At 69.0% G+C, this 22452-nt stretch carries 22 protein-coding genes and 1 pseudogene; 12 read left to right on the top strand and 11 right to left on the bottom strand.

The window, feature by feature from the left end; all coding sequences use genetic code 11:
- The first annotated feature begins 13 nt into the window (after nucleotides 1-13).
- Nucleotides 14-1096: a magnesium and cobalt transport protein CorA gene (locus A5780_RS02820; RefSeq protein WP_063012334.1), complete on the top strand. Its 1083-nt coding sequence runs from the start codon at nucleotides 14-16 to the stop codon at nucleotides 1094-1096.
- A gap of 35 nt (nucleotides 1097-1131) precedes the next feature.
- On the opposite strand, the gene A5780_RS02815 is transcribed toward A5780_RS02820, so the two are convergent.
- The 4 genes from A5780_RS02815 to A5780_RS02800 form a co-directional block, all read right to left on the bottom strand.
- Complete coding sequence (locus A5780_RS02815; RefSeq protein WP_082856862.1) at nucleotides 1132-1731, bottom strand: suppressor of fused domain protein; 600 nt, start codon at nucleotides 1729-1731, stop codon at nucleotides 1132-1134.
- 22 nt (nucleotides 1732-1753) lie between these two features.
- Nucleotides 1754-2245, bottom strand: coding sequence for a general stress protein (locus A5780_RS02810; protein WP_030514914.1), 492 nt, complete (start codon nucleotides 2243-2245; stop codon nucleotides 1754-1756).
- Nucleotides 2246-2406: 161 nt separating this feature from the next.
- Nucleotides 2407-3441, bottom strand: a complete 1035-nt coding sequence (locus tag A5780_RS02805) for a fused (3R)-hydroxyacyl-ACP dehydratase subunits HadA/HadB (RefSeq protein WP_063012336.1) — start codon at nucleotides 3439-3441, stop codon at nucleotides 2407-2409.
- Between the two features lie 135 nt (nucleotides 3442-3576).
- Nucleotides 3577-4524, bottom strand: coding sequence for a CoA ester lyase (locus A5780_RS02800; protein ID WP_064907633.1), 948 nt, complete (start codon nucleotides 4522-4524; stop codon nucleotides 3577-3579).
- 50 nt (nucleotides 4525-4574) lie between these two features.
- Here A5780_RS02800 and A5780_RS02795 point away from each other — a divergent pair, with 50 nt between their 5' ends.
- The 9 genes and pseudogenes from A5780_RS02795 to A5780_RS02755 all read left to right on the top strand — a co-directional run bounded on the left by A5780_RS02795 (nucleotide 4575) and on the right by A5780_RS02755 (nucleotide 13819).
- Nucleotides 4575-5942, top strand: coding sequence for a magnesium transporter MgtE N-terminal domain-containing protein (locus tag A5780_RS02795; RefSeq protein ID WP_082856864.1), 1368 nt, complete (start codon nucleotides 4575-4577; stop codon nucleotides 5940-5942).
- Entirely contained in the window at nucleotides 5939-6547 is a 609-nt protein-coding gene (locus A5780_RS02790; protein WP_064907621.1) for a DUF1003 domain-containing protein, read from the top strand. The genes A5780_RS02795 and A5780_RS02790 overlap by 4 nt, the downstream gene beginning before the upstream one ends.
- A 163-nt stretch (nucleotides 6548-6710) precedes the next feature.
- A complete protein-coding gene (locus A5780_RS02785) occupies nucleotides 6711-8156 on the top strand; it encodes a lytic transglycosylase domain-containing protein (protein WP_231982808.1) in 1446 nt (481 codons plus the stop codon).
- Nucleotides 8157-8322: 166 nt separating this feature from the next.
- Nucleotides 8323-9159 carry a lytic transglycosylase domain-containing protein gene (locus A5780_RS02780; protein ID WP_030514908.1) on the top strand — a complete coding sequence of 279 codons (837 nt, stop codon included), beginning with the start codon at nucleotides 8323-8325 and terminating at the stop codon, nucleotides 9157-9159.
- A gap of 216 nt (nucleotides 9160-9375) precedes the next feature.
- Nucleotides 9376-10512 carry an Mrp/NBP35 family ATP-binding protein gene (locus A5780_RS02775; RefSeq protein ID WP_064907619.1) on the top strand — a complete coding sequence of 379 codons (1137 nt, stop codon included), beginning with the start codon at nucleotides 9376-9378 and terminating at the stop codon, nucleotides 10510-10512.
- Nucleotides 10513-10574: 62 nt separating this feature from the next.
- Nucleotides 10575-10848, top strand: a pseudogene (locus A5780_RS02770) (DivIVA domain-containing protein); the annotation flags it as partial.
- Nucleotides 10849-11854: 1006 nt separating this feature from the next.
- The gene (locus A5780_RS02765) at nucleotides 11855-12427 is read left to right on the top strand and encodes a DNA-3-methyladenine glycosylase I (RefSeq protein WP_030514905.1); all 573 of its coding nucleotides are present in this window, start codon (nucleotides 11855-11857) and stop codon (nucleotides 12425-12427) included.
- Between the two features lie 180 nt (nucleotides 12428-12607).
- Nucleotides 12608-12775 (top strand): DUF3117 domain-containing protein, encoded by a 168-nt coding sequence (locus tag A5780_RS02760; protein ID WP_064902036.1) that lies wholly within the window; start codon nucleotides 12608-12610, stop codon nucleotides 12773-12775.
- Nucleotides 12776-13066: 291 nt separating this feature from the next.
- Nucleotides 13067-13819, top strand: coding sequence for a methyltransferase domain-containing protein (locus A5780_RS02755; protein WP_369829503.1), 753 nt, complete (start codon nucleotides 13067-13069; stop codon nucleotides 13817-13819).
- A gap of 16 nt (nucleotides 13820-13835) precedes the next feature.
- Here A5780_RS02755 and A5780_RS02750 read toward each other — a convergent pair whose 3' ends face one another.
- The gene (locus tag A5780_RS02750) at nucleotides 13836-14696 is read right to left on the bottom strand and encodes a sigma-70 family RNA polymerase sigma factor (RefSeq protein ID WP_064907631.1); all 861 of its coding nucleotides are present in this window, start codon (nucleotides 14694-14696) and stop codon (nucleotides 13836-13838) included.
- A gap of 87 nt (nucleotides 14697-14783) precedes the next feature.
- On the opposite strand from A5780_RS02750, the gene A5780_RS02745 reads away from it, so the two are divergent.
- Complete coding sequence (locus A5780_RS02745) at nucleotides 14784-15275, top strand: DoxX family protein (protein WP_082940570.1); 492 nt, start codon at nucleotides 14784-14786, stop codon at nucleotides 15273-15275.
- Here the strand turns inward: A5780_RS02745 and glgA are convergent.
- Nucleotides 15251-16408, bottom strand: coding sequence for a glycogen synthase (glgA, locus tag A5780_RS02740; protein WP_064902053.1), 1158 nt, complete (start codon nucleotides 16406-16408; stop codon nucleotides 15251-15253). The genes A5780_RS02745 and glgA overlap by 25 nt on opposite strands.
- 171 nt (nucleotides 16409-16579) lie before the next feature.
- Between glgA and glgC the strand changes: the two genes are divergently transcribed.
- A complete protein-coding gene (gene glgC / locus A5780_RS02735) occupies nucleotides 16580-17794 on the top strand; it encodes a glucose-1-phosphate adenylyltransferase (RefSeq protein ID WP_030514900.1) in 1215 nt (404 codons plus the stop codon).
- 28 nt (nucleotides 17795-17822) lie between these two features.
- Here glgC and A5780_RS02730 read toward each other — a convergent pair whose 3' ends face one another.
- From A5780_RS02730 to A5780_RS02710, 5 genes are all read right to left on the bottom strand, one after another.
- Nucleotides 17823-18071 carry a hypothetical protein gene (locus A5780_RS02730; RefSeq protein WP_030514899.1) on the bottom strand — a complete coding sequence of 83 codons (249 nt, stop codon included), beginning with the start codon at nucleotides 18069-18071 and terminating at the stop codon, nucleotides 17823-17825.
- Nucleotides 18072-18200: 129 nt separating this feature from the next.
- The gene (locus A5780_RS02725) at nucleotides 18201-19859 is read right to left on the bottom strand and encodes an ABC transporter permease (RefSeq protein WP_082856866.1); all 1659 of its coding nucleotides are present in this window, start codon (nucleotides 19857-19859) and stop codon (nucleotides 18201-18203) included.
- A complete protein-coding gene (locus A5780_RS02720; RefSeq protein ID WP_063012346.1) occupies nucleotides 19856-20821 on the bottom strand; it encodes an ABC transporter ATP-binding protein in 966 nt (321 codons plus the stop codon). Before A5780_RS02720 ends, A5780_RS02725 begins: the two co-directional genes overlap by 4 nt.
- A 24-nt stretch (nucleotides 20822-20845) precedes the next feature.
- Complete coding sequence (locus A5780_RS02715; protein ID WP_064907618.1) at nucleotides 20846-21499, bottom strand: TetR/AcrR family transcriptional regulator; 654 nt, start codon at nucleotides 21497-21499, stop codon at nucleotides 20846-20848.
- A gap of 147 nt (nucleotides 21500-21646) precedes the next feature.
- Nucleotides 21647-22285 carry an O-methyltransferase gene (locus A5780_RS02710; RefSeq protein WP_104364296.1) on the bottom strand — a complete coding sequence of 213 codons (639 nt, stop codon included), beginning with the start codon at nucleotides 22283-22285 and terminating at the stop codon, nucleotides 21647-21649.
- Nucleotides 22286-22452 lie beyond the last annotated feature (167 nt).

Genomic DNA, 22452 nt, shown 5'->3' with positions numbered 1-22452 from the left:
TAGCATCCGGGGCGTGCCCTCGATACCGCCGTTTCCCCCGTTCCGTGGCTCCGGGAGGTCGCGGCGCGGGCCGCAGCTGCCCCGGATTCCGGTTCCCACCGCCCGCGCGATCGTCGACTGCGGCGTCTATGTCGACGGCCGCCGCCAGTCCGGACATGTGACCCCGGCGGCCGCGTTGGCACAGGTGCGCGAGCGCGGCGACGGCTTCGTCTGGGTGGGCATGCACGCTCCCGACGCCGACCAGATGGCCGAGGTGGGCGAGATCTTCGGCCTGCACGAACTCGCGGTCGAAGACGCCGTCCACGCCCATCAGCGCCCCAAACTGGAACGCTACGACGACACCCTGTTCCTGGTGTTGCGCACTGTGAAATACCTCGAACACGACCCCAACTCGGTCAGCGAGATCGTGCAGACCGGCGAGATCATGATCTTCATCGGCGCGGATTTCGTGGTCACCGTCCGCCACGGCGAGCACACCGCGCTGAAGGTGGTGCGCGAGGAGATGGAGAAGCATCCCGAACGCCTGGCGCTGGGACCGGGCGCGGTCCTGCACGCCGTGGCCGACCATGTGGTGGATACGTATCTCCTGGTGACGCAGTCGGTCGAAGACGATGTCGAGGGCATGGAGGAAGAGGTCTTCACCCCGCGCAGCCGGCTCACCATCGAGGCCATCTATCAGCTCAAGCGCGAGGTGGTCGAGTTGCGGCGGGCGGTCAACCCGCTGGCGCTGCCGCTGCAGGTGCTCAGCCGCAGTTCGGAACTGCCGATGCCGAAGGAGATCCGCCGCTATCTGCGTGACGTCGCCGACCACCACACCGCGGTCGCCGAGCGGATCAGCGATTTCGACGAGGCGCTCAGCGCGCTGATCAACGCGGCGCTGGCGAAGGTCAGCGTGCAGCAGAACACCGATATGCGCAAGATCTCGGCCTGGGCCGCGATGGCCGCGGTGCCGACCATGATCGCCGGCATCTACGGCATGAACTTCACCCATATGCCGGAGCTGTCGTGGACCTACGGATACGGGATGGTGTGGATCGTGATCCTGGTCATCTGCGGTGCGCTGTTCGTCGCGCTGCGGCGCAACAAGTGGTTGTGAGGCTGGACGTTTCGCTGCCGGGTGCCCGCACGGTCTTACAGATTCGCGGCGGCCCGGTGCGGATCCCGGATGTCGATCCCCGCTTCGGCCCACGCGTCCCGTAGCGCCGCGGCCCCGCGCACCCGCACCCACGCCGCCTCGGTGGCGGTGATCGGCGCGACCGACAGGAATCGCACCGGATCGGCGGGTTCCGGCAGTGCCACCTCGGCGATATCGGCCTCGCCCAGCAGGACCGCGGTGAAGGGAGCGTTGTGCCACAACGGTTCTCCGAGGTCGAGCAGCGCATCCGGTTGCAGCACAACGCCTTCCACCGCGGGCGCGGCGATCAGCACGCCGAGTCCGCGCGGCAGGCCCGCCTGGGCACCGGCTCCGCCGCGCAGCGTCAGCACCAGTTCGGCGCGCGGGCCGCGCACGGGGTCGGCCAGCGCCGCCGCGGAATCGGTCATCGGATGCCGGGAGCCGCCGAGGGTGACGTAGTGCACGAACTCGCCGTCGGGGATGCGCAGGATGTCGATCGGCTCCAGGCCGAGGAAGGTCACCGACGCGGAGTCGAAGCGGGTATCGTCGAATCCCGACCCTGTCCGGGGGATGCCGAAATGCGTCAGTACCGCGGACCGCACCTGATCGAGTTCCATAGCCCTAGAGCGTGCCAGAGCCCTACAGCGCCAGGCGCGCCAGCATATCCCGCGCCTGCTCGGCCACCTTCGGGTCGCACAGCACGTCGTAGCGGCCGGCGACCAGCTGCATGGTGGAGGCGAAGTCGCGGGTGCCGCGGGTGGCGGCGTACGGGATCACCGCCGAGATGAGCCCGAAGATGATGCCGCCGACCAGGCCGACCACCAGCGGCCCGATCACGCCGCCCGTGGTGAACAGGCTCAGCAGCAACCCCAGGAACAGGCCCAGCCAGGCGCCCGAAACCATGCCGCCGCCAATGACTTTGCCCCAAGTAAGCCGGCCCAGCACTCGTTCGACCTGCATCAGATCGACACCCACGATGGTCATGTTCTCCACCGGGAACTGGTTGTCGGCCAGATAGTCGACCGCCCGCTGCGCCTCGGCGTAGGTCGGATAGGAGGCGACCGGCCACCCCGACGGCGGCGTCGGCAAGCCGGGCCGATTGCGATTCGGACTACCCAACGGATTGGTCATAACTCCACGATCCTAGGTCGATATCGCCGCTGCGGCTGGATGCGACGACTCAGCGGCGCACCGCGTGTCCGATTTTACCGCCGAAAGGCAGCAGTTCGGACATTGCACCGCCGAGGATCACACCGGGTGGACCGCATGCATCGACCCGGACGAACCCCGGCTCACGCCAAGCGGACCTCGGCGGTGGCCAGACCGAATATCTTGCGGCCCGCCGACTTCGCGACGACCACCACGACGGCGGTGCGGGCCTGCGGATCGAGGGATTTGATCCGGCCGGTGAATTCGACGACGCCCGCGGACCGGGCGTCCACGATCGTGTAGTTCGACAGCCGCACCGCGTATCGGGTCAGCGCTCCGGGGTCGCCCAGCCATCCGGTGACGAAGCCCGCGCCGAGCCCCATCGTGAGCATGCCGTGCGCGATGACGTCGGGCAGGCCCGCGAGCGCGGCGACGCCGTCGTGCCAGTGGATGGGGTTGGCGTCACCCGAGACACCCGCGTAGTTCACCAGATCACCGCGTGTGACCCGCGCGGTGCGCGGCGGGAGCTCGTCGCCCACCGCGACCTCTTCGAAGCGAATGACATTGTGCAGTACGCGCTTTCGCGATACCTCGGAGAAGCGGTGGTCGCGGCGGGGCGCGACGGCGGCTTCCAGCACTTCCGCCTCGGAAAGCCCCTGCGCCGCCGACGGCGCCCCGACACCCTGCATGATCACGCGTTCGATCGCACCGCCGATACCCGCGTCGATATCGTCGCCGGCGACACCGACCGCGGTCGTGTGCATCACGTGGACGACCTCGTCGAACTGATCGGTGAAGGTGTTGGTGACGGTGATCAGATCCTTTCCGGCGATGGTGCGCACCGCGGCGACCTCGACGTCGCTCACCAGACGATCACCGGAGACCACCGGCCGATGGAACTCGAAAACCTGATCGGTCTGCACGTACACGTCGTAGCCGGTGATGACGCGTTCGAACAGCCGGCGATTGGCCAGCATCGCGGGAATCGACAGGAACGTGGGCGGCGCGACCACCGCGCCGTAGCCGTACTCCGCGGCGGCCGCCTCCCGCCAGTGCACCGGGCCGTGATCCTGCACCGCACGGGCGTACTCGCGAATCTTCTCCCGCCCGACCTCGTAGTAGTCCTCGGCACGGTAGGCATATCCCACCAGGGACCGCGTGTATGCCGCCACATCCACGGTTAGCTCGGACAAGCCACACTCCTCAACGCTCGGCTGCGCTGGAGCGTAAGCACGCCGCAGCCACCGGTCGCCGGATCCGCCTACCTTTCGGAAGGTTTCACGACACGCGGGCGGGCCGATTGTGAGTTGTCGCTATGCCTGCGGCGGGACGAAACTCGTGCTGCGGGCCATCCCCGCGGCCCGGCCCTTCTCCGCGACGACCTGCGCCATCTTCGCGCTGGCCTCGTCGATCATCTCGTCGCCGAGCATGACCGCGCCGCGGGCGCCGCCGGCGGTCGAGGTGTGATACGCGTAGGCGTCGAGGATCTCCTCGGCGCGGTCGTAATCGGCCTGGCGCGGGCTGAAGATCTCGTTGCACGCCTCGACCTGCGTGGGGTGCAGCACCCATTTGCCGTCGAAACCGAGGGCCGCGGTGCGGGATGCGGCGCGGCGGAAGCCGTCGAGATCGCGGATCTGCAGATAGGGACCGTCGATGGCCTGCAGGCCGTGGGCCCGGGCGGCGAGCAGGATGGTCATCAGAATGTGGTGGTAGGCGTCGCCGGGCGCGTAGCCCTCGGGCTGTTCACCGACCACCAGGGTGCGCATGTTGATACTGGCCATGAAGTCGGCGGGACCGAAGACCAGGGTCTGCACGCGCGGACTGGCGGTGGCGATCTCGTCGATGTTGCGCAGTCCCTGCGCGTTCTCGATCTGCGGCTCGATGCCGACGCGGCCCACCTCGAGGCCGTTGGCCTTCTCCAGCTGGGTCAGCAGCAGATCGAGCGCGCGCACCTGGGCACCGTCGAGCACCTTGGGCAGCAGAATCGCGTCCAGATCGCGGCCGGCGCCCTCGACCACCGAAATGACGTCGGCGTAGGTCCATTCCGTCGTCCAGTCGTTGACCCGCACCACCTTGATCTGATTGCCCCAGCCGGGCGAGTTCAGCGCGGCGACGATATTGGCGCGGGCAGCGGCCTTGGCGGGCGGAGCGACGGCATCCTCGAGGTCGAGAAAGATCTCGTCGGCGGGCAAACCCTTGGCCTTGTCGATCATCCGAAGATTACTGCCGGGTACGGCTAGCACCGATCGACGCGTTGACATGGGCGGCTCCTGAATCGTCTCGCGGGGCGGCACCACATAGCCTTGCACTTATGGCAGCAACGAAAGTTTTCGCCGCCAGGCTGGCGGGCCTGGTGGTACTGGGTCCGGACGGCGAGTCTATCGGCCGTCTGCGGGACGTGGTGATCTCCATCCGCTACGACCGCCAGCAACCCCGGGTGCTGGGACTACTGGTCGAATTACCCACGCGCAAACGTATTTTCGTCCCGATGCTCCGGGTCAACGCGATCGAGCCGAACTCGGTCAACCTCAACACCGGCACCGTGAGCCTGCGCCGCTTCGAACAGCGGCCCGGCGAAATGCTGGCGTTGGCGCAGGTGCTCGACTCCAAGGTGCGCGTCGTCGATCCCGAACTCCCGGACCTGGAAGGGGTGGACGTCTTCGTCGTCGACCTCGGCATCGAACAGAGCCGCACCCGCGACTGGGTGCTCTCGCGGGTGGCGGTGCGCGGACATCGGCGCCTGGGCCGGCGACGCGAGGTGCACGTGGTCGAGTGGTCGGATGTGCGCGGGCTGACCCAGCACGAACTGAATCTGCCCGGGCAGGACGTCACCCAGCTGCTCGGCCAGTTCGAGGGCCTGCGCCCGGCCGACGTCGCGCATCTGCTGCGCGAACTGCCCGAGAAGCGCCGGATCGAATTGGCCCGGGCCCTCGACGACGAACGGCTCGCCGACGTCGTGCAGGAACTTCCGGAGAACGACCAGGTCGACGTGCTGCAGAATCTGGGTGTCGAACGCGCGGCCGACCTGCTCGAGGCGATGGACCCCGACGACGCCGCCGACTTGCTGGGCGAGCTGCCCACCGGCGAGGCCGAGGCGCTGCTGGCGCTGATGGATCCGGAGGAATCGGAGCCGGTGCGGCGCCTGCTCGAATATTCGCCCTACACCGCGGGCGGCATGATGACGCCGCGCCCGGTGGTGCTCACGCCCGCGGCGACCGTCGCCGAGGCATTGGCCCGCATCCGCGACCCCGACCTGACTCCGGCGCTGGCGTCGATGGTGTTCGTGGTCCGCCCGCCGACCGCGACGCCGACCGGCCGCTATCTGGGTTGTGTGCACACCCAGGCGCTGCTGCGGGAACCGCCCGCGACCATGGTGGGCGGGCTGGTCGACAGCGACCTCACCCAGTTGCATCCCGATGCCGCGCTGACGGCGGTCACCCGCTACTTCGCGACCTACAACCTGGTCTGCGGGCCGGTGGTGGACGAGGAGAATCACCTGCTCGGCGCGGTGAGCGTCGACGACGTGCTGGACCATCTGCTGCCCGAGGACTGGCGCGAACAGGACGAGGACGCCACCGAACCGGCGAGCACGATCCATTCCATCGCGGCGGCGTCGCGCGCGGCGGCGACGGGTAACGCGGGGGCGGGTAAAGCGGCGGCCGGAAGGGCGAAAGCATGAGTGAGCGCAGCGAACGCGCGAGCCGCCCGGACAAGCCGATCGCCCGGGCGCGCTTGGAGACACCTGTCGAATCGCGGTTCCGATTCGAGATCGACCCCGAGGCCGTGGCGCGGGGCAGTGAGACCGTGGCCCGCTTCCTGGGGACCGGTCGTTATCTGCTGTTGCAGACGGTCGTGGTCGTGGTCTGGATCGGCCTCAACGTCTTCGCGGTCAGCCTGCAGTGGGATCCGTATCCGTTCATCCTGCTCAACCTGGCCTTCTCCACCCAGGCCGCATATGCCGCACCCCTGATCCTGCTGGCCCAGAACCGGCAGGACAACCGCGACAAGGTATCTCTCGAGGAAGATCGCCGCCGGGCGGCACAGACCAAGGCGGACACCGAATTCCTGGCCCGGGAGCTGGCGGCGCTGCGGATCGCGGTGGGCGAGGTGGCTACTCGCGACTATCTGCGCCGCGAACTCGAGGACATCAAAGACGCTCTGGCGCGGCTCCAACTCCATGCGCCTCTGGACGACGAAGATGCTGTCGAGACGGCGAAGTCCAAGAAAAGTACCGATCGAAAGAGGGGTCGAGTACCGATTTCGCCTCAAATAGATCGCGGCTGACCGCAATTATCGATAACAAGGTGCTGACCGACAGGTAACCTGGATCACGTTGTCCGTGGCGGCCCCGCGCGAATCAGGTCGCTCAACGACTACGAGGGGATTGGTTGTGCCGATGCGAATATCTGGACCGATTACCGTATCGGCGCTGGTGGTTGCGGGTTTGATGGCTACAGGTTCGGCGGCGCACACGACCGCGCGAACCAGTGCGCCCAGGACGGCCGAGGCGCGCTTGGCGGCAGCAAGCTCCCCCACCGACGCCGGCAACTCCGACCCCGAGGCGGTGGGGCTGGTACCGGCCGCTCCCGAACCTCCTCGCAAACTCAGAGCTATGACGGCGCCCGCGGATGGGGCGCCGTTGTTCGGCGGTACCGTGCCGCTGCAGGACATCGCGTTGCCGGGCGGTAGCGGAGCCTTCGGAATTCCGGAGATCGTGCTCGCCGCCTATCGCAATGCCGAACTGACACTGCAGTCCTCGGAGCCGAACTGCGGTCTCAGCTGGAGCCTGCTCGCCGGGATCGGGCGCATCGAGTCCAATCACGCCGGGCACGGCCGCACCGACGCCGCGGGCACGACCATCGGCACCATCTACGGACCGTCGCTGGACGGCACGCTGCCGGGTAACGAGGTCATCAAGGCCGCCGACGGCAATTTCGTGCGGGCGGTCGGCCCGATGCAGTTCCTGCCCGGCACCTGGTCGCTGTACGCGTCCGACGGTAACGGCGACGGCGTCGCGGATCCGAACAACGTCTTCGACGCGTCGCTGGCCGCGGGCAAGTACCTGTGCTCGGGCGGGCTGAATCTGCGTGACCCGCAGCAGGAACTGCGCGCGGTCCTGCGCTACAACAACTCGATGGCCTACGCCGCCAACGTGCTGAGCTGGGCCAATGCCTACAAGACCGGCGGCGCGCCGACCCAGGTGCAGATCTCGCCCGATCTGATTCCGCCGGGCACGATGCAGGCCCCGCCCGCGGGCCCGGACATCCTCGCCGCCAACGGCAGCATTCCGACCACCACCGCGCCGCCGTCGCAGGCCACCACCACCGCGCCGACGCCGCAGCAGCCGACCCAGGTGATGATCAATATTCCGGGGCTGCCGCCGATCCCGTGCGGCATCTTCTGTCCGCCGCCGAAGCCGAATCCGTGCGACCCGGCCGTGGTACCGGCGCCGATGCCGCAACCCGGGCAACCCGCACAACCGGCCGCACCCGCGCAGACTCAGCGCTGGGCGGCGGGCGACCCGGTGCGCCCGATCGATCCGCAGGCCGCCGAGGGCAAGTCCGTCGATCCGAACGCGCCCGCGAATCAGAATGCGGCCCCGGCCGATCCGAACGCACCGAAGCCGGCGGCCCCGGCGTGCACGCAGCCGCAGGGCCAGCCGGCGCCCGGCAGCCAGCCCGGGGCACCGGCACAGCCGGACGGGGCGCCGGCACCGGCCGCGCCCGAGCAGCAGTCGCAAACGCCTTCCAAGACACCGGAACCCGGCCCGGAGGCTGCCGCGCCGGCACCGGCGGCGCCGCCGAGCCCGACCCAGCAGCCGGGAATCACGCTGCCGTTCGGAATCGTCGTCCCGCTGCCCGTCCTGCCCGGTCCGCCGGCGCCGCCGCAGTAGTAGTCGCTCGATACCCTCGCCCGATCCGAAACCCCCGCTGAGACGGGGGTTTCGGCGTAAACGGGAGAGGCGGTCACGAAGCAGTAACGAAAAGGTCTCGGATGCGGTAATCTGCTCTCGTTGTGTCACGAAAAGCTCACAGCGAGCATTGGAGGGTCACCACATCGTGGGACGTCACCGTAAGCAGCCGGCCACCCCTGTCCGGCGCGGATCCGTTATCGCTCTGACCGGACTCGTCCCCGCGGGACTCGTCGCCGTCGGCGCCTCTGCCGCCGAGGTCAACACCGGCGAATTCACCGCTGTGGCTCTGCCGCAACACACTCCGGACGCCCAGCAGGCCGTCGACCAGCAGGCCGCGCCGGACGAAATGATGCGCGCCGCAAAGCATCCCGGCCCGCCGATCGTGAAAACCGTTGCGCAGCCGGAAGGCCGGGTCGCCGCCGATCTGCCGCCGGGACCGAACGGTATGCCCGGCATCGCCTACGCGGCCTACCAGAACGCGGAACGCATTCTGGCCCAGGAGGAACCGGACTGCCACATGCCGTGGTCGGTGCTGGCCGGTATCGGACAGGTCGAATCGCATCACGCCTACGGCAAGGCCGATTCCAAGGGCGTCGCGCTCGACCCGATCTACGGGCCCGTTCTCGACGGCAGCCTGGCGGGCAACAACGTCGTGCACGCGAACGGCGACGACCTCGACGGCGGTATGCAGGGCTTCACCCGGGCGGTCGGCCCGATGCAGTTCCTGCCCGAGACGTGGCGCAAATTCGCCGGAGACGGCGACGGCGACGGCATCGCCGATCCGCAGAATCTGTTCGACGCCGCCCTGACCGCGGGCAACTACCTCTGCTCGGGCGGACTGAACATGACGGATCTGTCGCAGCAGTCCAAGGCGATCATGCGCTACAACAACTCGATGGCCTACGTCGCCAATGTGATGGCATGGGAGGTCGCGTACCGCACGGGTGTGGCGCCCAAGCCCAGCCAGCTGCCGCGAATCTGAGCCGGACAGTGACGGGGCCAGGCTGCCGCCTCCGGCCCCGTCGCTCCGGTCGCTGTGTCTATGGCGACCTATGCGGCGGCCTCCGGGGTTACGCAGGCTGCCGCCTCCGGCCCCGTCGCTCCGGTCGCTGTGTCTATGGCGACCTACGCGGCGGCCTCCGGGGTTACGCAGGCTGCCGCCTCCGGCCCCGTCGCTCCGGTCGCTAGACTCACGGCTATGCCAGTGGTTACGGAAACGGATGTGCGGGGCGCGCTCGCAAAGGTGGACGACCCGGAGATCCGCAAGCCGATCACCGAACTCGGCATGGTCAAGAGCGTCTCGGTCCGCGACGACAGCAGTGTGCACGTCGAGATCTATCTGACGACCGCGGCCTGCCCGCTGCGCACCAAGCTCACCGAGATGGTCACCAAGGCGGTAGCCGACGTCACGGGCGTCGGTGCCGTGACCGTCGACCTCGATGTGATGAGCGACGAGCAGCGCACCGAACTGCGCAAGCAGCTGCGCGGCGATTCCGCCGACCCGGTGATCCCGTTCGCCCAGCCCGGATCGCTGACCCGCGTGTACGCGGTCGCCTCCGGTAAGGGCGGTGTCGGAAAGTCGAGCGTCACGGTCAATCTCGCGGCCGCGCTCGCCGCGCGCGGTCTGTCGGTCGGCGTCCTGGACGCCGATATCTACGGCCACTCCGTACCGCGCATGCTCGGCACGGACCAGCGGCCCACGCAGGTCGAGCGGATGATCATGCCGCCGGTCGCCCACGACGTGAAGGTCATCTCGATCGCCATGTTCACCCAGGGCAATACCCCGGTGGTGTGGCGCGGCCCGATGCTGCACCGGGCGCTGCAGCAGTTCCTGGCCGACGTGTTCTGGGGCGATCTGGACGTGCTGCTGCTGGACCTGCCGCCCGGCACCGGTGACGTCGCGATCTCCATCGCTCAGCTCATTCCCAACGCCGAGATCCTGGTGGTGACCACGCCGCAGCCCGCCGCCGCCGAGGTCGCCGAACGGGCCGGGGCCATCGCCCTGCAGACCCGCCAGCGCATCGCCGGTGTGGTGGAGAACATGTCGTGGCTGGATCTGCCCGACGGATCCCGCATGGAGCTCTACGGGTCGGGCGGCGGCCAGGCCGTCGCCGACCGGCTCACCCGCGCGGTCGGCGCCGAGGTGCCACTGCTCGGCCAGATCCCGATCACCCAGGAATTGCGCGAGGCCAGTGACGAGGGCACCCCGATCGTGCTGAGTGACCCGGAAAACCCCGCGGCACAGGCCCTTCAAGGGATCGCCGATAAATTGGCGGTGCGCCGCCGCGGGCTGGCGGGCATGTCGCTGGGCATCGACACCACCCGTCACCTGTAGGGCGGTACCGGCCCGCCACAGCTGCCGAGATCGCTGTCGGTGTCGCCACCTAAGCTCGACCTATGCTCACGCTGCTGTTGTACGTGCTCATCGTCGGCTTGGTGGCCGCGTTGCTGTTCCTGGTGGCCAGTGCGGTGTTCGGGCGCGGGGAGGAATTGGGGCCGCTGCCGGAGGGGACAACGGTGACGGTGCTGCCCGCCGCGGGTATTCGCGGCTCGGATGTGCGCGCGTTGCGGTTCCAGCAGGTGTTCCGGGGATACAAGGCGGGCGAGGTCGACTGGGCGCTGAGCCGATTGGCCGCCCGGATCGACGAGCTGGAAATGCAACTCGAGCGCAGCCGCAGCACCTACCCATCCGCCGCCGGAGAACCCGAAATCACACCGGCGCAACCGAATACGGGAACCACGCTCCCTCCCACGGACACGCCCCCGGCCGCCGGCAACGCCACGACCACCAACTTCAGCACCGGAACCTTCTTCGGCGGCGCCACCTTCGCCGGTCCCGGCGGCGCCACCTTCGCCGGTCCCGGCAGCGCCACCTTCGCCGGTCCCGGCAGCGCGAATCCCAACGGCCTGGGCGGACCGGCTCCGGCCGGTCCGGGTACCCCGGCTGTCGGCGGTGCGACCGGTCAGATTCCTGCCGATAGCTCCGGCAGCGGCTTCACCCTCGGCGCGAGCTCCACCTCCAGCACCGGCTCTGCCCCCGGCGCAGGCTTCACACCCGGCGCGGGCTCTACCCCCGCCGCCGGCTTCACCCCCGCCGCCGGCTTCACCCCCGGGGCGGGACCTACCCCTGGCGCGGGCTTGACCCCGGGCGCGGGCTTCACCTCTGGCGCGGGCTTCGCCCCCGGCGTCGGTTTCGGCAGCCTGCCCGCCGGGGCGGGAATGCCCACCGGCACCGCCCTCCCCGGAACCGGCTACCCGGTGAACGGATATGCACCGGCCATCGGTACCGCCTTGACCGTCGCGGGCCCTCACGCCGCCACACCCACCGGGTCCACTGTCGGTGAGCCGGGCAGCATCGGGCAGGCCCCCGGCACGGTCGGTGTCGCTTCACCGACCGACGCCGCCGCGCAAGCAGCGGCATCGGGCTCCGTCGAGCAGGGCACCACCCCGCAGGCTTCCGCCGGGCACGACGGGGTGGCGCCGACCGACCGGTCGACGACCGCCCGCCCCGAGTCGGAGACCACGAGCGAAGCGGGAGTGGCCGGAACCACCGGTTACATCGCTCCCCCCGGGCCGGACTCGACGACCGGATTCGCCCCGGCGACGGAGACACCCGCGACCGGCTGGGCGCCGCCGCCGTTACCGGGAGACCCCCCTTCGGCCGCCGGAGGGCCTCGATGAGCGTCGAGGCGGTGGTGGACGACGGGAAGGTGCGCTGCGGCTGGTCGCAGTCCTCGCAGCTCTACCGGGACTATCACGACACCGAGTGGGGCCGGCCGCTGCACGGCGACGACGCGCTGTTCGAGCGGATGTGTCTCGAGGCGTTCCAGTCCGGGCTTTCCTGGATCACGATCCTGCGCAAGCGGCCGGCGTTCCGGGCGGCCTTCGCCGGATTCGCCATCGACCGGGTGGCCGAATTCGGGGACGACGATGTGGAGCGGCTCCTGGCCGATCCAGGCATCGTGCGCAATCGCGCCAAAATCCTTGCGTGTGTCGCCAATGCCCGGGTTGCACGGGAGTTGAGCCCCGGGCTGGACGAGCTGCTCTGGTCGTTCGCGCCGCCCGCTCGCCCGCGCCCGCGCGAACTGTCCGACGTGCCCGCCGTCACACCCGAATCCGTCGCTCTCGCAAGAGAACTCAAGAAGCGCGGGTTCCGGTTCGTAGGTCCGACCACGGCGTACGCATTGATGCAGGCGACCGGAATGGTCGATGACCATCTGGCCGATTGCTGGGTCGATCTGCGGCGTTGATCACGCGCCACGCCGGTCGGTTTTCGAACTCAGGTACCCGGCCGGTTCGCTGATAAGGAAGAATAGGCGTGGTGCAGCCCAACCGGACATGCCTGTCGCGTCCGGCGGCTGCCTGTTGGTGACAACACATTAGTTCCGAGAAGTGCGCAGCAGACCGCGCGGATCTGGAGGGAGCAGAGGATGGCGGCCATGAAGCCCCGCACCGGGGACGGTCCCCTCGAGGCAACCAAGGAAGGGCGTGGAATCGTCATGCGGGTTCCACTCGAGGGTGGCGGGCGTTTGGTCGTCGAGCTCACGCCGGAGGAAGCGGCAGCTCTCGGTAAAGAGCTCACCGCGGTCACCAGCTAGCCGCTCGACCCAACGAAATACACCGGTGATGAAATTGCCGGCGCGAACCCGCGCGCGCAGATCCGGCCGGGTCACCGGCTGGATCTGCGCCCGTCGCGTCGGCCTCCTCGGCCGTGCGGCCGAGAATGCCCGGCGGATCACATGACCGGACCGAACCGCGGAACACGGCAGGCGGCACCCGGCACGACGCCGGAGCCGCCCACAGACCACGCCTCGTCCTTGGCCGCGATCGCATCCGCGGTGGCCTGCCCGGAATGTCGTGCGGGCGTCGAGCTCCGGGATCGTCGCCTGATGTGCGAGGCGGGCCACAGCTTCGACATCGCCAAACAGGGTTACGTCAGCCTGCTGACCGGCGCCGCCACCAAGATGACCGGCGATACCGCCGACATGCTGGACGCCCGCGCGCGATTCCAGAGCGCGGGCCATTTCGACCAGATCGCGCGCGCGACGGCCGACGTCGTCGCGGACGGCGCACCGACCGGCACGATCCTCGAAATCGGCGCCGGCACCGGTTACTACCTGGCCGCCGGGCTGGAGGCGGCGCCCGACGCGCACGGCATCGCACTCGACGTCTCGAAACCGGCGGCGCGCCGGGCCGCTCGCGCCCATTCGCGTGCGGCGTCGATCCTCGCCGACGTCTGGCGGGGGCTGCCGATCCGGGACCGTGCGCTCGACCAAGTGCTGTGCGTCTTCGCGCCGCGCAATCCGGCCGAGGTCGCGCGGGTGCTGCGCCCCGGCGGCGCCTTCGTGGTCGTCACACCCACGCCGCGCCACTTGGCCGAACTTATCGCCCCGTTGGACATGGTGGGCGTGCAGACGGACAAGGACGCGCGCCTGACCGACGCGCTGTCCGCGGATTTCCGGCCCGCCGGACGCGTCACGGTCGAATACGAGATGACCCTCGATCACGCCGCGATCGCGAATGTGGTCGGCATGGGTCCGTCGGCTCATCACGCCGCCGCATCCCGCGACGACCTGATCGCCGGCCTCCCCGAAGCGATGCCGGTGACGGCCTCGGTCACCGTCGCGTCCTACCACCGCTGACCGGCGGCCACCCTGCTCACCGGAAGAAGGCCGCAACCCGCTCCCGGTCGGCATAGACGTAGATCTCCGCGATGCGTCCGTTCGTCACCGTGAAAGCGAGCAGCACCCCGGGCTGCCCGTCGAACATGATCACCGCACCGGCGGCGCCGTTCACCAGCACCGGCCGCACATCCGAGGACGGCCGGGCGAACAGCAGGGCGCGGGTGGCGGTGTCGCGCGGGCCGTGAATTTCCCAACCGACTCCCGCACCGGCGTCGGCGCGCAGCGCGATCTCCGGGGCCAGCTGCGCCACCAGAGCCTCGAAGTCGCCACGGCGGGCGGCGGCGAAGAACGCCTCCACCACCGCCCGCTGGTCGGCGAGTTCCCCGTCGGGTGTCGGCGCGGCCCGCAGTCGGCGACGAGCGCGACTGGCCAATTGGCGGGTGGCGGCCGGGGTCCGGTCCAACAGCGCGGCGATGTGATCGAACGGCACCGCGAAGCTGTCGTGCAGGACGAAGGCGATACGTTGGGCCGGCTCCAGCTGTGACAGCACCATCTGCATCGCCAGGCCCACCGAATCCGCCAGCAGCGCTTGCTCTTCCGGCGCCGCGGGACCGTCGGCGGCGACGAGCAGCGGATCCGGCAGCTGGGTGCCGCTCGGCTGTTCGGGCCGAGACCGTCGGGTGCGCAACAGATCCAGGCAGGTGTGCGCCACAGCCGTGGTGAGCCAGGCATCGAGGTTGCCGACCGTGCGGGGCGGGCTGCGATGCACGCGCAGCCAGGTCTCCTGGACGGCATCCTCGGCATCGGACGCCGAGCCGAGCATGTGGTGCGCGAGCGCCCGTAATCGCGGCCGCTGGTCGTGCAGCCGTTGCAGGGCCTGCTCGCGCTCGCTCACGCCGGTCACATCCTCGCCACGCGCTACGCCGTATCAAGTGTGGCCGTATCAGTGCGACCACTCACCATCATCAGCCAGGAGGCAGCCATGCGCAGTCTTTCCCGCTCCGCGCCGGACGGTACGACCACGTCGGCCGGCACCATCGGACGCCTTGCCCGCCCACCCGTGCTCGCGATCGCCGACGGCCGCTACCGCACCGTCGGTTATCGGGTCGCCACCGCGGCCATTGTCGCCGAGGCCGGGGTGGGCGGCGTCTGGGATCTCGCCCGCATCCCGTTCGTGACCGATGTGGTCACCCAGCTCGGGTACCCACGCTATTTCCTGGTGTTGCTCGGCGTGTGGAAGATCCCGGCCGCGATCGTGCTGGCCGCTCCCCGGCTCCCGCTGTGCAAGGAATGGGCTTATGCCGGAACGTTTTTCGTCTACACCGGCGCGATCGCCTCACATCTGGTCACCGGTTACGCCCGCGCGGAGGTCGGGATTCTGAGCGTCATGACCGCGCTGACCGTCACGTCCTGGGCGCTACGGCCCGCCGACCGTTGCCTGCCCGGCCGTCAGCCCTTGCGGATGCGGTCGTAGAGGTCGGTCGTGCGGGCGGCGACCTGCGCCCAGCTGAATTCGGCCGTCGCGCGTGCCCGGCCGGCCGCCCCGAACCGCGCCGCGGTCTCCGCGTCCCCGGCGAGGTCGTTCACCAGGTCGGCGAGGTCTCGTTCGAAGTCGCGCGGCGTCTGCGGGTCGTAATGCGCCAGTCGTCCGGTCTGCCCGTCGAGAACCACCTCCGGAATCCCGCCGACGTCCGAGGCGACCACCGCGGTACCGCAGGCCATCGCCTCCAGATTCACGATCCCGAGCGGCTCGTACACCGAGGGGCAGATGAAAACGCTTGCGGCGGAGAGGATCTGGCGCACCTGCTCGGTCGGCAGCATATCGCGGACCCAGAACACGCCGCCGCGTGTCGCCGCGAGTTCGCGCACCGCCGCGGCCGCCTCGGCCTCCAACTGCGGCGTATCCGGTGCGCCGGCGCACAGCACCAGCTGAATCCCCGGGTCGATATCGCGCGCCGCGGCGAGCAGGTGGGCGACCCCCTTCTGCCGGGTGATGCGGCCGACGAACGCCGCGATCGGCGCATCGTCGCGTACCCCCAATTCTGCGAGGACATCGCGGGCCTCGGGCACCGGCCCGCCCGGGAACCAGGCCCGCGTGTCGATCCCGTTGTGCACGACGTGTACTCGCCCGGGGTCGACGGTCGGGTAGGCATCGAGCACATCGTGGCGCATGCCCTCGCTGACCGCGATCACCGCATCGGCATTCTCCATGGCGGTGCGCTCCGACCACGACGACAACCGGTAACCGCCGCCCAGTTGTTCGGCCTTCCACGGCCGGCGCGGTTCCAGCGAATGCGCGGTGAGGACGTGCGGGATGCCGTACAGACTCGCGGCCAGATGTCCGCCGAGCCCGGTGTACCAGGTGTGGGAGTGAACCACGTCGACCGCGCCGACGGCATCGGCCATGCGCAACTGCGCCGACATCATCTGCAGGGCGGAATTGGCGGCGTAGAGCATCGGATCGGGCTGATGGACCACCGCATCACCGCGTTCGGCGCCCATGCAGTGCACCGTCACGTCGCACAGCCGGCGCAACTGCGGGACCAGTTCGGTCACGTGTACTCCGGCCCCGCCGTACACCTCGGGGGGATATTCGCGGGTCAACATCGCGACCCGGAGCCGGTCGGGGTCGGCAGGCGATATCGGCTCGCGGCCGCCATCCGCGAAACTCACCGGTCCAACCTAATCGGTACGCCCCCGCCCCACCACACCTGCCCGGCCACGCCGGAGTGAACCGGCATCGGACACGCCGTGGCCTGGGACGGTAGGTTGAATTCCGTGAGGAGCCAGCCGCACGTACTCGGAGTAGTGCTAGCCGGTGGTGAGGGCAAACGACTCTTTCCCCTCACCAAGGACCGCGCGAAGCCGGCGGTCCCGTTCGGGGGCGCGTACCGCCTGATCGACTTCGTCCTCTCCAACCTCGTCAACGCCGGTTATCTGCGCATCTGTGTGCTGACCCAGTACAAATCGCATTCCCTGGACCGGCACATCTCGCAGACCTGGCGGCTGTCCGGCTTCGGCGGCGAATACATCACTCCGGTCCCGGCCCAGCAGCGGCTGGGACCGCGTTGGTATACCGGCAGCGCCGACGCGATCATGCAGTCGCTGAATCTGATCTACGACGAGGACCCCGACTACATCGTGGTGTTCGGCGCCGACCACGTCTATCGCATGGATCCCGAACAGATGGTCGCCCATCACATCGATTCCGGTGCGGGGGTGACCGTGGCCGGGATCCGGGTGCCGCGCAGCGAGGCCAGCGCCTTCGGCTGTATCGATTCCGACGAATCGGGCCGCATCACGCAATTTCTGGAGAAACCGGTCCATCCGCCCGGCACACCCGACGATCCGAATATGACCTTCGCCTCGATGGGCAATTACGTCTTCACCACGAAGGTGCTCGTCGACGCGATCCGCGCCGATGCCGACGATGTCGATTCCGATCACGACATGGGTGGCGACATCATCCCGGCGCTGGTCTCCCAGGGGCAGGCCGGTGTCTACGATTTCGCGCGCAACGACGTTCCCGGTTCCACCGACCGCGACCGCGGCTACTGGCGCGACGTCGGGACGATCGACGCCTTCTACGCGGCCCATATGGATCTGGTCTCGGTGCACCCGATCTTCAATCTCTACAACAAGCACTGGCCCATTCGAGGCACGGCCGAGAATCTGGCACCGGCGAAATTCGCGCAGGGCGGGCTCGCCCAGGAGTGCATCGTGGGCGCGGGCAGCATCCTGTCCGCGGCGACGGTCCGCAATTCGGTGCTGAGCTCGAATGTGTTCATCGAGGACGGGGCGACCGTGGAGGGCAGTGTGCTGATGCCCGGAGTGCGGATCGGCCGCGGCGCAGTGGTGCGGCGCGCGATCCTGGACAAGAACGTGATGGTCGGCGAGGGCGAGATCATCGGCGTCGATCTGGACCGCGACCGCGAGCGGTTCGCGGTGAGCAACGGCGGCGTGGTCACCGTCGGCAAGGGCGTCTGGGTCTGAGCCCCCGATGTCGGGGTGAGCAACCGGCTCAGCGGCCCGGCATCGGATACTGCGGCGGCGGGGCCGGTTCGGTGACGCCCGGACTTTCCGGCGTGTAGCAGAACGGCGCACAGGTACCGTGCGGCACTCTCGGATATCTCGACGGATCGTCGAACTTGTCGTCACTGACCAGCAGCATCACCAGCAGTGCCACGAAGACCGCCGCGCCGAGGCTGACGAGAGCCAGGACCAGCCACCCGCGAGGCGCGACCTCGATCAGGATTCCGCGCTCGTACACTCCCCGCCTCCCGGTACCGCCGAATTACCCACTGTGCCAATGGTATCGGCAGTCCGGTGGTCCCGGCCACGGAAAGTGCCGCCCGGCGCTCCGGGAGAGGAGCGACCGGGCGGCGAAATACCTTGCGGATCAGCGCAGATCGCGTCGGCGCCAGCCCGCGAGTCCGACCGCGGTGATCACCGCCGCGAGCACCAGCAGCACGATCACCGGCATCGCGCGGAAGTCCTCCGCCGGCAGTTTCGGCAGATGACCGTAGGGGTTGAGGTCCAGAACCCATTGCGGCATACCGGAGATCGAGCCGAGCAGATAGATCGCCACCCCCGCGGTGAACACACCCCACGCCACCGGGGTCCAGCGCGGCAGCAGTCCGAACAGCAGCACGGTGATCGCGGTGAACACCCACACCGCGGGAATCTGGATCATCGCCGCTTCCAGCGCCTGCGGGAACTTGCCGCCCATATCCGACGCGGCGATCCCGTAGGACAGGCCGCCGATCACGCCGGAGGCGAACAGCGCCACCACCGGACCACCGAAGGCGAAGATCAGATGGCTTGCGGCCCAGCGAATTCGGCCGACGGCGCCGGTGAGCACGGTTTCGGCGCGATCGTCGCTCTCCTCCGCGTACATCCGCAGCGCGGCCGAGATCGAGAAGGCCGCCGCGCCCAGGCCGACCATCGAGAAGGCGGTGTTCAGGAAGGCCTGTTCCACCCCCTGCGAACCGCCGAGCCGGGCGATGATGTCGCGGACGGTCTGGCTGGAGCCGATCTCGTCGCCGATGCCGTGAACCACGCTGCCGATGATCAGGCCGTAGAGCGCGAGCCCGACCGTCCACGCCGCCAGAGTGCCGCGCTGCAACCGCCAGGCCAGCCCGAACGGCCCGCTCAGCAGGGCCGATCCGGCGGTGGGACCGGGCCGGTCGGCGATCAGTCCGGCCCCCATGTCGCGCCGCCGCAGCAGCGTGTAGGCGACCGCGACCAGCACGACAGTGGTCACCGCATGCAGCAGCAGCACCCACCAGCGATCGCCCGCGAAGGGGCGGACCTGCAGCGACCAGCCCTGCGGCGACAGCCAGGTCAGGATGTCGGTCGGACCGTCTCCGGCCCGCGCGTCACCGATGGCGCGCAGGGTGAAGGTCACCGCGAGCACCGCCAGCGCGATGCCGCGGGCCAGCCGGGCACTCGCACTCAGCTGCGCGGCGACCGCGGCGACGGCCGCGAAGACGATGCCCGAGGCCCCCAGCGCCGCGCCGAAGGCCAGCGAGCCGTCGAACGGCACTCCCGCCGAGGCGATGCTCAGCGTCGCGACGATTCCGACCGCCACGCAGGCGGCACAGGTCAGCAGCAGGGTCGCGGTCAGGGCGGCGAAGCGGCCCACCCGAGTCGAGGCGAGCAGCTCCTCGCGTCCCGTCTCCTCCTCGGCGCGGGTGTGCCGGATGACGGTGAGGATGGTAGCGATGCCGATCAGGGTGTAGAACGCCCCTGCCTTCCACACGCCGGCCGCACCGATGCTGGTGTTGTAGATCGGGCCGTACAACGCCAGCTGCGCCGGACTGGACAGGATGGTGTGCGCGAAATTCTGCAGATCGGCCGGCGACGAGTACAGATTCTTCACGCTGGAGACGTAGACGCTGCCCAGCGGCGCCGAGAGCAGCAGCACCCACAGCGGCAATACGATGCGGTCCCGCCGCAGATACAGGCGCAGCAGCTGCCCGGTGCCGGTGAAATCCGAGGACCGAGTGGAGCGTTCGGCGAATCCGCCGTGCGGGCGGTCGAGGGTCGCGGTGGTCATTTCGTCGCCTCGCTCAATGCCTGCTCGTCTCGCGACGCGGAGGTGTGCGCGGGTCGCCGGGCATCGGCCGGCGCGTCGCCGTCGAGCGAATAGTGGCGCAGGAACAGCTCTTCCAGCGTCGGCGGCTGACTCACGAGGCTGCGCACTCCGGCGGCGCCGAGCACCCGGATCAGTTCGCCGAGATGTTCGCTGTCGACCTGGCAGTGCAGGGTGTGGTCCTCGATCGTGACGTCCTCGACGCCCGCGATGGCGCCGATATCGCCCGGGTCGCCGATGAGTTCGGCCTTGATGGACGTGCGGCTGAGATGACGCATCTCGGCCAGAGTGCCGCTCTCGACGGTTTTACCGGCGCGGATGATCGTGACCCGATCGCACAGCGCCTCCACCTCGGAGAGGATGTGGCTCGACAGCAGCACGGTAGCGCCGCGCTCGGCCGCCTCTCGCGCGCATTCGCGAAAGACCTGTTCCATCAACGGATCCAGGCCCGAGGTCGGTTCGTCGAGCAACAGCAGTCGCGCGTTCGAGGAGAACGCGGAGACGAGTGCGACCTTCTGCCGGTTGCCTTTGGAGTATGCGCGCGCCTTCTTGCGCGGATCGAGTTCGAAACGCTCGATCATCTCGGCGCGGCGCGCGGTATCGATGCCGCCGCGCATCCGCGCCAGCAGATCGATCGTCTCCCCGCCAGACAGCGACGGCCACAGCGTGACATCGCCCGGAACGTAGGCGATATCGCGATGCAACTCGACCGCATCGGTCCACGGATCGCGCTCGAGCACCCGGGCCTGCCCCGAGGTGCGCGCCAGGATGCCGAGCAGAATGCGGATGGTGGTCGACTTGCCGGCCCCGTTGGGCCCGAGGAAGCCGTGCACCTCTCCCTCGGCGACCTCGAGGTCGAGGCCGTCCAGGGCGCGTACCGATCCGAAATGCTTGTGCAGCTTCCGGACCTCGATTGCCGATGACATCGAATCTCCTTGTGAGATAAGGGTTCACATTTCGGCGAGCAACGAGTCGAGCACCGAGGAATCGGCGAACAGGCCGTGGGTGTTGGCCTCGACGGCCGGCAGCATCATCTGGTCGGCGTACTCGCGCAGCGCTTTTCGAAAGTCGAGCTTTCCTTCGTGGCGGGCGGCGTAGAGCTGCAGGAAGAAGAAGAATCCGCCGCCGTTCTGCACCGCCAGATAGTTCGCCGTCGCCGATACGTCCCTGGGCCGGCGCAGGGTGCCGGCCTCGATACCGACCTCGAGATAGGACTCCACGTCCGCGCGCATCTGGTCGAACAGCGAGGTCATCAGCGTTCCGCCGGCCTGGAAGCTGCGCATCAGATACGCGGTGTAGGGCGCGAACTCCTCGATTTCGGCGAGGGCCTTCAGGGTCGAATTCGGCGAGGGCTGCTGGACGTATTCCGTCTTCGCGGCCCGGATGACGGCACGTACGTGCTCGTCACACGCCTCGCGCAGGCCGTCCTTGGAACCGAAGTGGTGATTGACGAGGCCGGGCGAAACCCCCGCCGCCTTGGCGATGGCCCGCACCCCGACCCCGAATCCCTCTTCGCCGAAGACGCCGATCGCCGCGTCCCGGATCCGGGCGGGCGTGCTCAGATCCGAGGCGGATCCTTCCGGTACGGCTGCTCCCTTAAACACATGTTCAATATACTAAACACTCGTTCAATCCGCACGCAAGACTCGGCCCGTGACAAATTTCGGAAGCCGAACGCGCAGGTAGATAGCTTTCAGCGAGCTATTTCCGGAACCAGCTCGATCGAACCGCCGGACCACGGGGAGCGGCGACTAGCCGCGCGAGGCGCAGAGCAGTCCGTCTCCGACCGGGATCAGCACGCTGGTCAGGGCGGGGTCCTCGGCCACGGCCCGGGTCGCCGCCCGCACCGCCTGGGTCGCGGCGTCGCGCTGCGCCGGATCGGGCACCCGCCCGCCCAGCAGCGCGTTGTACATCAGCACCGCCCCGCCCTCACGCAGCAAACGTACGGCCTGCTCGACGTATTGCGGATGCTCGAGCGGGGCTGCGTCGATGAACACCAGGTCGTAGGCGCCGTCGGCGAGCCGGGGCAGCACGTCCAGAGCGCGGCCGTTGATCAGCCGGGTGCGCGCGGGCGCGACATCGGCCGCGCGGAAGGCGTCCTTGGCCGCACGCTGATGCTCCGGCTCGGAGTCGATCGTGGTCAGCGTCCCGTCCTCGCGCATGCCGTCGAGCAGCCACAGGCCGCTGATTCCGGCGCCGGTGCCGACCTCGACCACCGCTCGGGCGCCGAGCAGCTGGGCGTACATGCTGAGCAGCGCTCCCACCGACGGCGGCACCGGCGCGGCGCCCAGTTCGGTGGCCCGCTCCCGCGCGGCGATGAGGATCTCGTCCTCGACCACGGATTCCTCCACGTAGGCGAGGTTGCGCTGCAGGGCCGATGCCGCTGGGATGTGGCTCACGAATATGAGGCTAACGGCGTGGCTGTCCGGTTGCGCTACGACGGCCGGTGTTTTTCTCAGGTGTCCCTCAGCCTCCCCATACCACCGGCACATCGGGAACCGCCAGAGTATTGACCAAGCAAGGGCCGGCCGACCGCCGGACGGCGCCCGGGAACACC

The sequence above is a fragment of the Nocardia sp. 852002-20019_SCH5090214 genome (genome assembly GCF_001665865.1).
In the GTDB taxonomy this organism is placed as follows: domain Bacteria; phylum Actinomycetota; class Actinomycetes; order Mycobacteriales; family Mycobacteriaceae; genus Nocardia; species Nocardia nova.
This window is presented reverse-complemented; position numbering and strand designations above follow the sequence as displayed.

Coding starts and splice junctions, on each gene's coding strand:
- A5780_RS02815 (WP_082856862.1), bottom strand. CDS start 1,731: ATGGAACTCGATCAGGTGCGGTCCGCGGTACTGACGCATTTCGGCATC.
- A5780_RS02810 (WP_030514914.1), bottom strand. CDS start 2,245: ATGACCAATCCGTTGGGTAGTCCGAATCGCAATCGGCCCGGCTTGCCG.
- A5780_RS02800 (WP_064907633.1), bottom strand. CDS start 4,524: ATGTCAACGCGTCGATCGGTGCTAGCCGTACCCGGCAGTAATCTTCGG.
- A5780_RS02795 (WP_082856864.1), top strand. CDS start 4,575: ATGGCAGCAACGAAAGTTTTCGCCGCCAGGCTGGCGGGCCTGGTGGTA.
- A5780_RS02790 (WP_064907621.1), top strand. CDS start 5,939: ATGAGTGAGCGCAGCGAACGCGCGAGCCGCCCGGACAAGCCGATCGCC.
- A5780_RS02785 (WP_231982808.1), top strand. CDS start 6,711: ATGGCTACAGGTTCGGCGGCGCACACGACCGCGCGAACCAGTGCGCCC.
- A5780_RS02775 (WP_064907619.1), top strand. CDS start 9,376: ATGCCAGTGGTTACGGAAACGGATGTGCGGGGCGCGCTCGCAAAGGTG.
- A5780_RS02765 (WP_030514905.1), top strand. CDS start 11,855: ATGAGCGTCGAGGCGGTGGTGGACGACGGGAAGGTGCGCTGCGGCTGG.
- A5780_RS02760 (WP_064902036.1), top strand. CDS start 12,608: ATGGCGGCCATGAAGCCCCGCACCGGGGACGGTCCCCTCGAGGCAACC.
- A5780_RS02755 (WP_369829503.1), top strand. CDS start 13,067: ATGTGCGAGGCGGGCCACAGCTTCGACATCGCCAAACAGGGTTACGTC.
- A5780_RS02745 (WP_082940570.1), top strand. CDS start 14,784: ATGCGCAGTCTTTCCCGCTCCGCGCCGGACGGTACGACCACGTCGGCC.
- glgA (WP_064902053.1), bottom strand. CDS start 16,408: ATGTTGACCCGCGAATATCCCCCCGAGGTGTACGGCGGGGCCGGAGTA.
- A5780_RS02725 (WP_082856866.1), bottom strand. CDS start 19,859: ATGACCACCGCGACCCTCGACCGCCCGCACGGCGGATTCGCCGAACGC.
- A5780_RS02720 (WP_063012346.1), bottom strand. CDS start 20,821: ATGTCATCGGCAATCGAGGTCCGGAAGCTGCACAAGCATTTCGGATCG.